Raw genomic sequence first — 14,959 nt, 5'->3', positions numbered from 1 at the left:
CTCCCGGCCCAGGCTCCCGGCCCAGGCTCCCGGCCCACCGGGCTTCAGGCCCACCGGCTCCAGGCCCACCGGCTCCAGGCCCACCGGTTCTCCCGGCCCATCGATCTCTCGATCTCTCGATCCCAGGGAAGACATGACCCAGCATCTCGCTGCCCCCACAGCCCCCGCCTCCGGCACCCACACGGACTGGTGGCGCGACGCGGTGATCTACCAGGTCTATCCGCGCAGCTTCGCCGACGGCAACGGTGACGGCATGGGCGACCTGGCAGGCATCCGCGCCCGGCTGCCCTACCTCAGGGACCTCGGTGTCGACGCCGTCTGGCTCAGCCCGTTCTACTCGTCGCCGCAGGCCGACGCCGGGTACGACGTCGCCGACTACCGCGCGATCGACCCGATGTTCGGCGACCTGCACCACGCCGACGCCCTGCTGCGCGACGCCCACGCGCTGGGCCTGCGCATCATCGTGGACCTGGTGCCCAACCACTCCTCCGACCAGCACGACTGGTTCCAGCGCGCCCTGCGCGAGGGCCCCGGATCGCCGCTGCGCGAGCGCTACCACTTCCGCCCCGGCAAGGGCGCCAACGGTGAACTCCCGCCCAACGACTGGGAGTCCATCTTCGGCGGCCCCGCCTGGACGCGGACCCCGGACGGCGAGTGGTACCTGCACCTCTTCGCCCCCGAGCAGCCGGACTTCAACTGGGAGCACCCGGCAGTCCAGGACGAGTTCCGCTCGATCCTGCGGTTCTGGCTCGACATGGGCGTGGACGGCTTCCGCGTCGACGTCGCCCACGGCTTGGTCAAGGCCGAGGGCCTGCCGGACATCGGCGCGCACGACCAGCTCATGCTGCTCGGCAACGACACCATGCCCTTCTTCGACCAGGACGGTGTCCACGAGATCTACCGGAGCTGGCGCGCCGTCCTCGCCGAGTACGCGGGCGAGCGCATCCTCGTGGCGGAGGCGTGGACACCCACCATCGAGCGCTCCGCCGCCTACGTACGCTCCGACGAGATGCACCAGGCGTTCAACTTCCACTACCTGGGCACGTACTGGGACGCCGCGGAGCTGCGGGCGGTCATCGACGCCTCACTTGCCGCCATGCGGCCCGTCGGCGCCCCCGCCACCTGGGTGCTCTCCAACCACGACGTCACCCGCCACGCCACACGCTTCGCCAACCCGCCCGGGCTCGGCACCCAGCTCCGCACCCCCGGCGACCGCGAACTCGGCCTGCGCCGCGCCCGCGCCGCGACCCTCCTGATGCTCGCGCTGCCCGGCTCCGCCTACATCTACCAGGGCGAGGAGCTCGGCCTGCCCGACGTCACCGACCTGCCCGACGAGGTGCGCCAGGACCCCTCCTTCGCCCGGGCCAGCGGGCAGGACGGGTTCCGCGACGGCTGCCGCGTGCCCATCCCGTGGACCGCCGAAGGCCCGAGCCACGGCTTCGGCACGGGCGGGAGCTGGCTGCCGCAGCCCGCCGGCTGGGGCGAGCTGAGCGTGCAGGCACAGACCGGTGACCCCGACTCGACCCTGGAGCTCTACCGGCGGGCGCTTGACGTACGGCGGACACAGCCGGGCCTCGGCGCGGGTGACTCACTGGAGTGGCTCGACGCCCCGGAGGGGGTCCTCTCCTTCCGCCGCGAGGGCTTCGTGTGCACCGCCAACACCACCGGTGCCCCGGTGCGGATACCGGCTCCCGGCCGGATCCTGCTCGCCAACGCCCCCGTGGAGGCCGTGGACGGCAAGGCCGAGCTGCCCGCCGACACCACCGTCTGGTGGGCGGTGTGACCATCTCCCCGTCGCGCGCCTCGGACTGGGCCGACCGCGGTGCTCCGCGCCTCGCGGACATCGCGGCCCAGGCCGGGGTGAGCGAAGCCACCGCGAGCCGGGTCCTCAACGGCAAACCGGGGGTGGCGACGGGTACGCGGCAGCGGGTGCTCGCGGCCCTGGACATCCTGGGCTACGAGCGCCCGCTGCGCCTGAAGCGGCACAGCGCCGGTCTCGTCGGGCTCGTCGTCCCCGAGCTCAGCAACCCGATCTTCCCCGCCTTCGCGCAGGTCGTCGAGCAGGTCCTCGCCGGGCACGGCTACACCCCGATGCTGTGCACCCAGATGCCGGGCGGCGCGACCGAGGACGAGCTGGTCGAGCAGTTGGAGGAGCGCCGCGTCAGCGGCATCGTGTTCCTCTCCGGGCTGCACGCGGACACCACAGCGGACCCGACCCGCTACCTCGAACTGGCGGGCCGTGGAACACCGTTCGTGCTGATCAACGGCTACAACGAGAACATCCCGGTGTCCTTCGTCTCGCCCGACGACCGCGCGGCGGCCCGGATGGCGGTGCGCCACCTGGTCGACCTGGGGCACGAGCGGATCGGTCTGGCCATCGGCCCGACCCGGTACGTTCCCTCCCGGCGCAAGGCCGAGGGGTTCACCGCGGCGCTGCACAGCCTGCTCGGCCTGGCACAGGGGGAGGCCGAGCGGCTGGTGCAGCGCACTCTGTTCACGGTCGAGGGCGGCCACGCGGCGGCCAGCGCGCTCCTGGACCAGGGGTGCACGGCGATGGTCTGCGGCAGCGACATGATGGCGCTGGGCGCCGTCCGCGCGGTGCGTCAGCGCGGGCTCTCGGTGCCGGGGGACGTCTCCGTCGTCGGCTTCGACGACTCGCCCCTGATCGCGTTCACCGACCCGCCGCTGACCACGGTGCGGCAGCCGGTGCAGGCCATGGCGACGGCCGCGGTGGGCGCGCTCCTCGAGGAGATCCAGGGGAACCCCGTGCAGCACACGGAGTTCGTCTTCCAGCCCGAGCTGGTGGTCCGGGGGTCCACGGCGCAGGCGCCGCGCTGAGTGAGGTGTCGCGGGGAGGTGTCGCAGGGAGGGCCCGGCGCCGGCCCGGTCGGGGCAGCGGGGTAACGATGTGGCACCGGGGCCTCCCCGTTCGCGGGACCCCGGCCCGAACGGCCGGGCGCGTGGGGTCCGTTGCTCAGGACCCCCGACCGCCCGGGCCGGAGTCGTCGTTGAACGTAACACCGTCGCAATCTCTTGCGAAAGGTCTTGCGTTGAATGAAATCCAGGAAACCGCAGTGTGGCGCCCAGTTGTGCCGGAAGGGTTGACCCGGGTTCCGTGGGGTCGTACGGTCTCGACCGAAATCGGCGTTGAAATGTTGCTGCAACATCCTTCAACGGCCTGACGGGCACGGCGCGTTGCCGGACAAGGCCATCCCCACTCACGCAGGAGGCCCTCATGGCTGCCCGGAAGACCAGAGTCCGCAGACCCCTCGCCGCCGCCCTCGCCCTCGCCGCCGGAGTCGCCGGCAGCCTCGTCGCCGGAGCTCCGCAGGCGCAGGCCGCGCCGCCCGGCGGCAAGGACGTCACCGCCGTACTCTTCGAGTGGAAGTTCGCCTCGGTGGCCAAGGCGTGCACGGACCAGCTCGGCCCCGACGGGTACGGCGCCGTCCAGGTGTCGCCGCCCCAGGAGCGCCTCCAGGGCGAGGCATGGTGGGCCGCGTACCAGCCCGTCAGCTACAAGATCGGCACCCGGCTCGGTGACCGGGCCGCGTTCAAGAGCATGGTGGACACCTGTCATCGGGCGGGCGTCAAGGTCGTCGCCGACGCGGTGATCAACCACATGACGAACGCCTCCGGCACCGGCTCCGCGGGCTCCCGCTTCACCAAGTACGACTACCCGGGCACGTACTCCCACTTCGACATGAACAACTGCCAGGCGCCCATCAGCAACTACCAGGACCGCTGGAACACCCAGAACTGCGAACTGGGCGGCCTCGCCGACCTCGACACGGGCGAGGAGTACGTCCGCGGCCGGATCGCGGCCTACCTCAACGACCTCCTCTCGCTCGGCGTCGACGGCTTCCGCGTCGACGCGGCCAAGCACATGCCCGTCGACGACCTCAGGAACATCAAGTCGCGGCTGAGCAAGCAGGACATCTACTGGAAGCAGGAGACGCTGTTCGGCGCGAACGAGGCGGTGTCGCCGAGCGAGTACACCGCGGTCGGTGACGCGCAGGAGTTCCGGTACGGCTGGGACCTCAAGCGTGTCTTCAACGACGAGAAGCTCGCCTACCTCAAGAACTACGGCGAGGGCTGGGGCTACATGCCCGGCTCGAAGACGTCCGTCTTCGTCACCAACCACGACACCGAGCGGCACGGCCAGACCCTCAACTACAAGGACGGCGCGAAGTACACCCTCGCGCACGTCTTCATGCTCGCCCTGCCCTACGGCTCGCCCGACGTGCACTCCGGCTACGAGTTCAGCAACACCGATGCCGGGTCGCCCGACGGCGGTTACGTGAAGGCCTGCTACAGCGACGGCTGGAAGTGCCAGCACGCCTGGCCCGAGATCAGGAGCATGGTCAAGTTCCGCAACACCGCGCGCGGGACGGGCATGACCAACTGGTGGGACAACGGCAATGACGCCATCGCGTTCGGCCGCGGCGACAAGGCGTACGTGGTGATCAACCACGAGGGCTCCACCGTCAACCGCACCTTCCAGACCTCGCTGGCCGCCGGCGACTACTGCGACGTCCAGGGCCGGAGGTCCGTCACGGTCAACGGCTCGGGGCAGTTCACGGCGAGCGTCGCGCCGGGCACGGCGCTGGCTTTGCACACGGGGGCCCGCAAGTGCTGAGCGCCGTGCGGCGCGGCTGAACCGTCCCGCGATACGGGCCGCCCGGCTTCCGCTTCCCCGCCGCCGGGCGGCCCACCCGCTGCTCCGTCCCCCGCCTCGGGGCTCCGCCCCGGACCCCGCTCCTCAAACGCCGGAGGGGCTGATTTTTGCCCCGGCATTCCGCTTCCCGGTCGCCGGAGGGCTGATTTTTGCCCCGGTGATTGCTTCTGGCCCCCGACTTCACAAGGAGACCCCCTTGACCGGCTCGCCCCGTCGTACCCTCGTCACCTCCGCCCTCGCTCTGCTCGCCCTGGTCGCGCCGTTGACGTCCTCCGTTGCCGCGACGCCCCGCGCGTCCGACGCCGCCGAAGCGGGTGACCAGGTCGATCTGGTCAAGGCCAGGGCCCAGTGGATCGACCGGAACACCGTCGCCTGGGAGCTGCCGAGTGGTGGCGCCACGACCCACGAGCTGGTGTACTCGCCCGACGGGCGGCTCGCCGTGCGGGACGGGAAGCTCGCCGGTGACGGGCGGCGCATACGCCTGGCCCCGGCCGAGGGCGGTCTCACCGATGCCCAGCGGAAGAAGTACCCGCACCTGAAGGGCTACGCGGCCTTCACCGTCGACCCGCGCGACCGCGACCAGGTCCGCCATGCCCTCACCGGCCAGGTCGTCGCCGTCCGCGAGGACGCCGACGGCACGCTGCTCGCCGCCACCGGCGTCCAGACGCAGGGCATCCTCGACGACCTCTACAGCGCCGCCGCGACCAAGGCGGAGCTGGGCCCGCGGTTCCGGCACGGCAGGACCACGCTCGCCGTCTGGGCGCCCACGGCCCAGTCCGTCGCGCTGGAGCTGGGCGGCAAGGCCGTGCCCATGCGGCGCGACGACGCCAGCGGCGTGTGGTCGCTCAGCGGCCCCAAGGCCTGGGCGGGCACGTCGTACCGGTACGTCGTGAAGGTGTGGGCGCCCAGCGTCCAGAAGGTGGTCACCAACAAGGTCACCGACCCCTACTCCACCGGCCTGACCGCCGGCTCCGCCCGCAGCCTCGCCGTCGACCTCGACGACCCGAGGCTCGCCCCCGCGGGCTGGGAGAGGACGAAGAAGCCGAAGGCGACGCCGCTGCGGGACGCGCAGATCCAGGAGCTGCACATCCGCGACTTCTCCGTGGACGACCGCACCTCCCGCCACCCGGGCAAGTACCGCGCGTTCACCGACACGGCGTCCGACGGCATGAAGCACCTGCGCAAGCTCGCCAAGGCCGGTACGTCGTACGTCCATCTGCTGCCCGCCTCCGACTTCGGCATCGTCCCCGAGCGCGAGGACGACCAGGCCAAGCCCGACTGCGACCTGACGGCGCCGGCCCCCGACTCCGAGGAGCAGCAGGCGTGCGTCGGCAAAACCGCCGCCAAGGACGGATACAACTGGGGCTACGACCCGGTGCACTACACCGTGCCGGAGGGCAGTTACGCGAGTGACCCGGACGGAACCCGGCGCACGGTCGAGTTCCGGCAGATGGTCCAGGGGCTGAACCGCTCCGGGCTGCGGACCGTGATGGACGTCGTCTACAACCACACCGTCGCGAGCGGACAGGCCGACGAATCCGTCCTCGACAAGATCGTGCCCGGCTACTACCAGCGGCTCCTCGCCGACGGAACGGTCGCCAACTCGACGTGCTGCGCGAACACCGCGCCCGAGAACGCCATGATGGGCAAACTCGTCGTCGACTCCATGGTCACCTGGGCCAAGGAGTACAAGGTCGACGGCTTCCGCTTCGACCTGATGGGTCATCACCCCAAGGCCAACATCGTCGCCGTGCGCAAGGCCCTGGACGCGCTGACCCCCAAGAGGGACGGCGTCGACGGGAAAAAGATCATCCTCTACGGAGAGGGCTGGAACTTCGGCGAGGTCGCCGACGACGCCCGCTTCGTCCAGGCCACCCAGAAGAACATGGCGGGCACGGGCGTCGCCACCTTCTCCGACCGCAGCCGCGACGCCGTGCGCGGCGGCAGCCCCTTCGACGAGGACCCCGGCGTCCAGGGCTTCGCGAGCGGCCTCTACACCGACCCCAACGCCTCCAAGTCGAACGGCACCGAGGCCCAGCAGAAGGCCAGGCTCCTGCACTACCAGGACCTGCTGAAGGTGGGCCTGGCCGGAAACCTCGCCTCGTACACGTTCACCGATTCCGCGGGCCGCAGGGTCAAGGGCTCGGAGGTCGACTACAACGGCTCTCCCGCCGGTTACGCGGCGGCTCCCGGCGACGCCCTCTCCTACGCCGACGCGCACGACAACGAGTCGCTGTACGACGCGCTCGCCTTCAAGCTGCCCGCGGACACGTCACCCGCCGACCGGGCCCGCATGCAGGTGCTCGCGATGGCGACCGCGACCCTGGCCCAGGGCCCCTCACTCTCCCAGGCCGGCAGCGACCTGCTGCGCTCGAAGTCCCTGGACCGCAACTCCTTCGACAGCGGTGACTGGTTCAACGCCATCCACTGGAACTGCCGGGAGGGCAACGGCTTCGGGCGCGGGCTGCCGCCGGCCGCGGACAACAAGGCCAAGTGGAGCTTCGCCAAGCCCCTCCTGGCGTCCGCCGCGCTGAACCCGGGCTGCCGGGAGATCGACTCGGCGTCGGGCGCGTACCGGGACCTGGTCAGGCTGCGCGCGACCGAGCCCGCCTTCTCCCTGAGGACGGCCGCCGAGGTCCAGTCCCGGCTCTCCTTCCCGCTCTCCGGCACCGCCGCGGAGACGCCGGGCGTCGTCACCATGCGGGTCGGTGACCTCGTGGTCGTCTTCAACGCGACCCCGCAGGCGCGGACCCAGCGGGTGGGGGCCCTCGCGGACACCGCGTACCGACTGCACCCCGTACAGGCCAAGGGCGCCGACGCCACCGTCAGGGCCGCCTCGTACGAGAGGAAGTCCGGCACGTTCACCGTCCCCGCCCGTACGGTCGCCGTCTTCGAGCGGCGCTGAGGCCCGCGGGCTCCGTCAGTGGGCGATGCCGTCGATCAGCTCCCGCGCCCCCTGGCGCAGGAGCGCGACGGCCACGGACGTGCCGAGCGTCGCCGGGTCGAGGGGGCCCGCCCACTCGTGGGCGTTGATCACGGTCTTGCCGTCGGGGGTGAAGACGCAGGCGCGCAGCGACAGGTCACCGTTCCGCTCGGAGCGCGCGTACCCGGCGATCGGGGAGTTGCAGTGGCCCTGGAGCACGTGCAGGAACATGCGCTCGGCGGTGGCCTCGCGCCAGGCGTCCCGGTCGCCGAGGTCCGTCACCGCGTCGATGGTGGCGGTGTCGTCCTCACGGCACTGAAGGGCCAGGATGCCGGCACCGATCGGCGGACACATCGTCTCGACGGACAGCACCTCGCTCGCCAGGTCGGGGCGGCCGATGCGCTCCAGGCCCGACTGGGCGAGCAGCAGCGCGTCGGCGTCGCCCGCGGCGAGCTTCTCCATGCGCCGTCCCGCGTTGCCCCGCATGGGCACGCACTCCAGCTCGGGGTGCGAGGCGGCGAGCTGTGCCCGGCGGCGCACCGAGGAGGTGCCGATGCGCGTACCGGCCGGCAGCTCGTCGAGGGTGAGGCCGCCGGGGTGGATGAGCGCGTCCCTGATGTCGTCGCGCTTGAGGAACGCGGCGAACGTCGTGCCCGCGGGCAGCGGCCGGTCCGCCGGTACGTCCTTGACGCAGTGCACGGCGAGATCCGCCTCGCCCGCGAGCAGCGCGGCGTCGACCTCCTTGGTGAAGGCCCCCTTGCCGCCGAGCAGCGCCAGGTCGCCCATCCAGCGGTCGCCCGAGGTCGTGACCGGTACGACCTCGGTGCGGATGCCGGGGTGCAGCGCGGCGAGTTCGGCGCGGACGCGCTCCACCTGGGCCAGGGCCATGGGGGAGGAACGGGAGACGATGCGGATGAGTTCAGGAACGGACATGCGCCCCACGATAGGGCTTCGCGGTCGCGGTTCACGCACACGCCCCTGATACGGGCCGCCGGGCAAGGGCGGCCCGGCGTAACCCAGTTGGCCGAGTGGCGGGCGGCGGCGGGCCGGACTTCCGGCGGCGCGTGCGCCCGGCCACAGCCCGGCCGCCGCCCGGGTCTTCTCGGCATGCGTAACCGTGGGCCGCCTCATAGCGTGAGGTCACCAAGGCGCGGCCCGGCGCCGCGCCGCGCCCACGGGAGGCCCGCATGTCCACCCCCGCCGCGTCGCCGGAGCGCCGGGCCGTCGCCCTCGCCCCGATGACGGCCACCCATCTGGCCGACGTCCTCGCGCTGGGCCGCAGGGTCTACGACACCTCCGTGAAGCCGTACACGTCCTGGTCCCTCTCGGCCATCGCCGGCCACCTCGACAGCGAGGCGTCCGCCTGCTGGGTGGCGCTGGACGGAGAGCGGCTCGCCGGCTTCGTCCTCGGCTCGATGGGCTTCGACCAGCGCTCCGACTGGGGCAACCTGGAGTGGATCGCGTGCGCCCCCGAGTACCAGGGCCAGGGCATCGCGAGCCGCCTGGTCAAGGCCTGCTGCGCGACCCTCACGGAGGCGGGCGCCGACGCCGTGGTCACCGACGTCGAATCCCGCAACACCGCCTCGGCCGCCCTGATGCGCGCCAACGGCTTCGAGGCGAGCGTGTCGGTGACGCTCTTCGTACGCGAGAACACCGGCTAGGCCACGGACCCGGCAGAGCGATGGCCCCGGCCGCCGGACCCGCGAGGCATGTGGGCGCCGGCGGCCGGGGCCGTCGTGTCAGCCGGGGGCGGTCACGCGACGTGGTCCGCCGCGAGCAGCAGCGCGCTCACCCGCTCCCGGGCGCGTGCCACCCGGGAGCGCACCGTCCCCACGGGGCAGCCGACAGCGGCGGCGGCGTCCGCGTACGGAAGCCCGACGAGCTGGGTCAGCACGAACGCCTCGCGGCGCGGCGCGTCAAGGGCCGCCAGGAGGTCCAGCAGGGCCACGCCTTCCTCGAAGCCGGGCAGACCGCGCGGCTGGGCGCGCTCCGCGGTGGCCTGCCAGTCGCCGGTGTCGGAGATCCGGGGCCGGGCCGCCGCCGCGCGGAAGCGGTCGGCCACCGTGCGCCGCGCGATGGCGAGCAGCCAGACGCGGGCGCAGGACCGGGCGGCGTAGCCGTGCAGCGAGGTCAGGGCGCGGAGGTAGGTCTCCTGGGTCAGGTCGTCGGCCGCGTGCGGGTCGCCGCTGAGATGGGTCACGAAGCGCAGGACGTCACGCCGGGTGGCGCGCGCGAACCGCTCGAACGCGTCGGGGTCGCCGTCGCGCGCGGCGAGGGCCCATTCGGTTATCAGCTCGTCCCGGGCGGCGTCTTGGCCGTGTCCGGGGCGCACGAGGGCAGGAGGCATCGCAAGAGGTCCTTCGGTGAGGAGAGTCCGGTGCGACGGCGTGGAACGCCGAAGATCCGCCCGGCACCTGGGGGTGCGGGCGGTGTCAGGAACTGGCCGGAAGGACCGGCGGACCTCTGCGGGAGACGGCGTGCTGGAGGAGGACCCCGCGCAGGCGCGGTACGGGCGCGAGCGCGCCGACGTGCGGCGGAGCCGGGGGAAGCGAGACGGCCAGGGCCGTGAGGACCAGCCGCAGCGGTACGAAGACGGCGGCGGCGAGGGCCCGTCCGGTGCGGAACGCGGCCGCCTCGCCGCGCCAGAGCCACAGGGCGCAGATCAGCGCGGCGGTGAGGTGGGCGAGGAACATGCCGGAGTCGCCGGGCCCGAAGACAGACATGATCCAGTGCGAGACACCCTCGTCCGGCACGGCGGAGTGCGGCGACGCCGGTACAGGCACCGGCATCGGCATCGCATGGCTCATGTGATCCATGCCGTCACCCCCAGCGCCCATGGACATGGACGTGGACATGGACGTGGGGGAGGGGGCGGGGGCGGGGGCGCTCACCCGCTGGGCAAGACCGAACAGTTCGTGCAGGCCCAGCTGCGCCGCGACGGTGGCACCGGTGACCGCCGGGGCCCCGCGCTCCCGCCCGGTCAGCCACCACGCGGCGGCCGACGTCGCGGCGAACGCGTACCCCACCGCCCACCAGGGCAGTGGGGCATCGGACATGAGCGCGTGACCCAGAGCCGTCGCCACTACGCACACGGCCGCGAACACGGCGGCTCGTGCGAGGCGGAACCCTGGCCCTGAGGTCATGGGGAGCATCGTGCCAGGCGGGAACGGGGCATCGGGAGGCAGTCCCGCGGTTACCTGCACATGCCCTCTACACGTAATGCGTCGAGCCGTACGGCGGCTAGGACCGCTCGCCCGCGTCCTGCCCGTCCAGCGACTCCACGGCCTCCCGCGGACCGGGCACCGTCGCGCCAGTGGTGTCCGCGGTCGCGCGGCGCCGGGCGACGACCCCGCTCACGTAACCCGCGACGGGCTGTGTGTAACGGGCGGTCAGCGGGCCGACGATGACGAGGATCAGGACGTACGCCGTGGCCAGCGGCCCCAGCATGGGCTCGATGCCCGCGGCGACCGCGAGCCCGGCGATGACGATGGAGAACTCGCCCCGCGCCACCAGCGCGCCGCCCGCCCGCCAGCGGCCCCGTACGGAGACGCCCGCGCGGCGCGCCGCCCAGTAGCCGGTGGCGATCTTCGTCAGGGCAGTGACGACGGCGAGCGCCAGGGCCGGGAGCAGTACCGGCGGGATGCTGGCCGGGTCGGTGTGCAGGCCGAAGAAGACGAAGAAGACGGCGGCGAAGAGGTCCCGCAGCGGCGCGAGCAGCGAGTGGGCGCCCTCGGCGACCTCACCGGAGAGCGCGATGCCGACCAGGAACGCGCCGACGGCGGCGGACACCTGGAGCTGCTGCGCGATCCCCGCGACCAGGATGGTCAGGCCGAGCACCACGAGGAGCAGCTTCTCCGGGTCGTCGCTGGAGACGAAGCGGGAGATGACCCGTCCGTAGCGCACCGCGAGGAAGAGGACGATGCCCGCCGCGCCGAGGGCGATGGCCAGCGTGAGGCTGCCCGCGGCCAGGCCGACGCCCGCGAGGAGGGCGGTGATGATCGGCAGATAGACGGCCATCGCCAGGTCTTCGAGGACCAGGATGCTGAGGATCACCGGGGTCTCGCGGTTGCCGAGCCGCCCGAGGTCCCCGAGGACCTTGGCGATGACGCCCGACGACGAGATCCAGGTGACGCCCGCGAGGACCACGGCGGCGACCGGCCCCCAGCCCATGAGGAGCGCGGCGACGGCACCCGGCAGGGCGTTGAGCGTCATGTCGACGAGCCCGGCGGGATACTGCGTCTTGAGGTTGCTGACGAGGTCGCTGGCGGTGTATTCGAGCCCGAGCATCAGCAGCAGCAGGATGACGCCGATCTCGGCGCCGATGGCGACGAACTCCTCGCTGGCGCCGAGCGGCAGCAGCCCGCCCTGGCCGAAGGCGAGCCCCGCGAGCAGGTACAGCGGGATCGGTGAGAAGTGGAAGCGCCCGGCGAACCTGCCGAGCAGGCCGAGGGCCAGGATGATCGCACCGAACTCGATCAGGAAGACAGCGGAATGCACGCGATCACTCCCGCCCGAGTATCGTCGCGGCCGTCTCCACGCCTTCGCGTGTGCCGATCACGATGAGGGTGTCGCCGCCCGCGAGCCGGAAGTCGGGGGTGGGGGACGGGATGGCCTCGGCCCGCCGCAGGACCGCGACGATCGAGACGCCGGTCTCGGTCCGCATCCGGGTCTCGCCGAGCAGGCGCCCGTTCCAGTACGAGGTGGCCGACAGCAGCACCCGCTCGGCGACCAGGCCGAGGTCCGTGGTGTGCAGCAGGTTCGGGCTGTGGTGCGAGGGCATCAGCGCGTCGATCAGCGCGTCCGCCTCGCCCGAGCTGAGCCGCATCGACAGCGCGCACTCGTCGGGGTCGTCCGAGCGGTAGGCGCTCAGCGTCCGCGCCCCGTCCCGGTGCGCGATCACCGAGAGCCGGCGCTGTTCTCGGGTGGCCAGGTCGTACCGGATGCCGATGCCTGGAAGCGGCGTACGGCTGAGACGTGATGCGGGCACAGCTCTCCCCTTGCGTGATGTTTGATCTACCCCCGGTCTGTCACCCTATCGGGGCCAAGGATTGGCAAAAAATCACGCGGGAGGAGCCGGGCCGGCCGTTCACGACGGCGGCCGGGTGGTGAAACACCGAGGTCAGGGCGTGCGTCCGGCCAGCACTGTCTCGATGGTGTCTGCCTGGTCGGCGGGCTTGTCCTCGCGGTAGCGCACGACGCGGGCGAAGCGCAGCGTGACGCCCGCGGGATAGCGCGAGGAGCGCTGAAGGCCGTCGTAGGCGATTTCGACGACCAGTTGCGGGCGGACCCGTACGACGAACTCGTCCGCGCTGACCGCCAGTTCCTTGAGGCGCTCGGTCTGCCAGGCGAGCATCGCGTCCGTCATGCCCTTGAAGGTCTTGCCGAGCATGGCGAAGGTCCCGTCGGGCCGCCGTGCGCCCAGGTGCAGGTTGGAGAGCTTGCCGGTGCGGCGGCCCGAGCCCCACTCGGCGGCGAGGATCACCAGGTCCAGGGTGTGGACCGGCTTCACCTTCAGCCAGGAGGCTCCCCTGCGGCCCGCGTGGTAGGCGGAGTCGAGCGACTTGAGCACCACCCCTTCGTGGCCGCGCCCCAGCGTGGCCCCGAAGAACTCCTGGGCCGCGGCGCGCTGCCGCTCGTCCGCCGGGTCCTCGACCAGGGTGCGGCGGACCCGCATCGGCTCGGGGACCAGGGCGGTCAGTTCCGTGTGCCGCGCGGTGAGCGGCAGGTCGACCAGGTCCCGGCCCGCCACGGACAGGGCGTCGAAGAAGACGGGGGACAGGGGCAGCCCGGCCGCCGCTGCCGCCACGTCGACGCGCGAGCCGACGCGGCCCGCGATGTCCTGGAACGGCCGCGGGCGCCCGTCGGCGTCCAGCGCGATGACCTCGCCGTCCAGGATGAAGTCCGCCCCCTTGAGCTCACGCGCGGCGGCGGTCAGCTCGGGCAGCCGGTCGGTGATGTCGTCCAGGGTGCGCGTGTACACGCGTACGTCGTCCCCGCTGCGGTGCACCTGGACGCGGATGCCGTCCAGCTTCTCCTCGACCGCGCACGCGCCGAGCTTGTCGATGCCCTCGGCGACCGACGTGGCGCCGTGCGCGAGCATCGGCTGGAGGGGACGGCCCACCGTCAGCCGGAACTCCTCCAGCGCCTCGGCGCCGCGCGCGAGGAGGGCCTCGGCGACCGGGGCCACACCCCCGGCGAACATCACCGAGCGCCGCACCGCGTCCGGCGGGGTTCCCGTGGCCACCGCAAGGCCCTCGACGGCGACCGCGTCCAGGGCGCCCTGCCGCAGCTCACCGGTGAGCAGTCCGGTCAGGAACCTCTGCTCGTCGGCGGTCGCGGCCCCCATCAGCTCACCCACCAGACGCTTGCGCTCGGCCTGCGACCCGGCGCCGGACACCACGCCGATCGCAGTGAGCGCCGCGTCCACACCGGCCACGGTCAGCGTCGCCTCACCGGCGGGCGGCCCCGCCTCCTTGAGCGTGCTCCAGCCGATGCCCAGGCGCCCCTGGGGCAACCGCCCCGCGAGATACGGGATGACGACCGGCACGTCCTCGGGCTCCGCCGCGCGGAACAACTCGGCGAGCAGGGCGATCTTCCGGGACCTGGCGGAAGTGGCGGCCACTTCCTTGGACACGTGGGCGAGCCGGGCGAGCAGCATGGGGCCATCCTGCATCGGGCGCACGCGTGGCGCAGCCGGTACCGGTGTTCGCCGGAGATACGTGTGCGCTCCGCCGCGCAGGGCACTCGCACAGCGCGGCGGCGCGGCAGACCACGCGCCGCCGCGGAGCCTCGTCGACCAAGGGGAGTGGCGCGGATCACATCGACCAATCGGCGCACCGCCGTAATGAAGACCCGTGTCACGGGTCCTAAGGGCATGGGGACCTCGCCGCCGGAGGTCCCGGGAACTGGAACAGCAGAAGTGGAGTTCGATCATGGCCGACACCCTCCGGCAGCCCGCCCGCGCCTGCCTCGCCACCCCGGACGGCCGCGAGCGCGCCCTGCCCGTGGCTCTGCGCTACTCGGCGGCGGACCCCCTGGCCGTCCAGATCACCTTCCCCTCAGAGGCCTCGCTCGACGGCATGGAGGTCACGTGGATCTTCGCCCGCCAGCTCCTCGACGACGGCCTCACCGCCCCGGCGGGCAGCGGTGACGTGCACATATGGCCCTCCGGCCGGGCACGGACGGTACTGGAGTTCCACTCGCACCAGGGACTCGCCCTGGTCCAGTTCGACACCTCCGTGCTGCGCCGCTTCCTGTCGCGCGCCTACGCCATGGTCCCCGCCGACGACGAGGGGACCAGCCTCGATCTCGACCAGGGCCTTTCGCGGCTGCTCGGCGGCGTCTGACACGTCCGGGGTCCG

General features: G+C 72.4%; 11 protein-coding genes and 1 pseudogene. 6 read left to right on the top strand and 6 right to left on the bottom strand.

Features of this window, described 5'->3' with window-relative positions:
* Window positions 1-133 precede the first annotated feature (133 nt).
* The 4 genes and pseudogenes from ACZ6JY_RS24820 to pulA all read left to right on the top strand — a co-directional run bounded on the left by ACZ6JY_RS24820 (window position 134) and on the right by pulA (window position 7,580).
* Complete coding sequence (locus ACZ6JY_RS24820) at window positions 134-1,783, top strand: glycoside hydrolase family 13 protein (RefSeq protein WP_469198925.1); 1,650 nt, start codon at window positions 134-136, stop codon at window positions 1,781-1,783.
* Window positions 1,771-2,838 (top strand): LacI family DNA-binding transcriptional regulator, encoded by a 1,068-nt coding sequence (locus ACZ6JY_RS24815; RefSeq protein ID WP_469198923.1) that lies wholly within the window; start codon window positions 1,771-1,773, stop codon window positions 2,836-2,838. The genes ACZ6JY_RS24820 and ACZ6JY_RS24815 overlap by 13 nt, the downstream gene beginning before the upstream one ends.
* 397 nt (window positions 2,839-3,235) lie before the next feature.
* Window positions 3,236-4,633 (top strand): annotated as a pseudogene (locus tag ACZ6JY_RS24810) (alpha-amylase); the annotation flags it as partial.
* Between the two features lie 238 nt (window positions 4,634-4,871).
* Complete coding sequence (gene pulA, locus ACZ6JY_RS24805) at window positions 4,872-7,580, top strand: pullulanase-type alpha-1,6-glucosidase (RefSeq protein ID WP_469198921.1); 2,709 nt, start codon at window positions 4,872-4,874, stop codon at window positions 7,578-7,580.
* A 15-nt stretch (window positions 7,581-7,595) separates the two neighbouring features.
* Here pulA and hemC read toward each other — a convergent pair whose 3' ends face one another.
* Window positions 7,596-8,531 (bottom strand): hydroxymethylbilane synthase, encoded by a 936-nt coding sequence (gene hemC / locus ACZ6JY_RS24800; RefSeq protein WP_469198918.1) that lies wholly within the window; start codon window positions 8,529-8,531, stop codon window positions 7,596-7,598.
* Window positions 8,532-8,785: 254 nt separating this feature from the next.
* On the opposite strand from hemC, the gene ACZ6JY_RS24795 reads away from it, so the two are divergent.
* Window positions 8,786-9,259: a GNAT family N-acetyltransferase gene (locus ACZ6JY_RS24795; protein WP_469198917.1), complete on the top strand. Its 474-nt coding sequence runs from the start codon at window positions 8,786-8,788 to the stop codon at window positions 9,257-9,259.
* 92 nt (window positions 9,260-9,351) lie between these two features.
* Here the strand turns inward: ACZ6JY_RS24795 and ACZ6JY_RS24790 are convergent, their stop codons facing one another.
* From ACZ6JY_RS24790 to ACZ6JY_RS24770, 5 genes are all read right to left on the bottom strand, one after another.
* Window positions 9,352-9,945, bottom strand: coding sequence for a sigma-70 family RNA polymerase sigma factor (locus ACZ6JY_RS24790; RefSeq protein ID WP_469198915.1), 594 nt, complete (start codon window positions 9,943-9,945; stop codon window positions 9,352-9,354).
* Window positions 9,946-10,030: 85 nt separating this feature from the next.
* Complete coding sequence (locus tag ACZ6JY_RS24785; RefSeq protein ID WP_469198912.1) at window positions 10,031-10,741, bottom strand: hypothetical protein; 711 nt, start codon at window positions 10,739-10,741, stop codon at window positions 10,031-10,033.
* A 97-nt stretch (window positions 10,742-10,838) separates the two neighbouring features.
* The gene (locus ACZ6JY_RS24780; protein WP_469198910.1) at window positions 10,839-12,095 is read right to left on the bottom strand and encodes a cation:proton antiporter; all 1,257 of its coding nucleotides are present in this window, start codon (window positions 12,093-12,095) and stop codon (window positions 10,839-10,841) included.
* 4 nt (window positions 12,096-12,099) lie between these two features.
* Entirely contained in the window at window positions 12,100-12,585 is a 486-nt protein-coding gene (locus tag ACZ6JY_RS24775) for a cation:proton antiporter regulatory subunit (RefSeq protein ID WP_469198908.1), read from the bottom strand.
* Between the two features lie 132 nt (window positions 12,586-12,717).
* Window positions 12,718-14,256, bottom strand: a complete 1,539-nt coding sequence (locus ACZ6JY_RS24770) for an ATP-dependent DNA ligase (RefSeq protein WP_469198906.1) — start codon at window positions 14,254-14,256, stop codon at window positions 12,718-12,720.
* A 274-nt stretch (window positions 14,257-14,530) separates the two neighbouring features.
* Between ACZ6JY_RS24770 and ACZ6JY_RS24765 the strand changes: the two genes are divergently transcribed.
* Complete coding sequence (locus tag ACZ6JY_RS24765) at window positions 14,531-14,944, top strand: SsgA family sporulation/cell division regulator (protein ID WP_469198903.1); 414 nt, start codon at window positions 14,531-14,533, stop codon at window positions 14,942-14,944.
* The last annotated feature ends 15 nt before the right edge of the window (window positions 14,945-14,959 follow it).

Source organism: Streptomyces sp. NPDC046335 (assembly GCF_055587985.1).
Note: the sequence above shows the minus strand (reverse complement) of the source record. Positions and strands in the feature narration are given on the sequence as shown.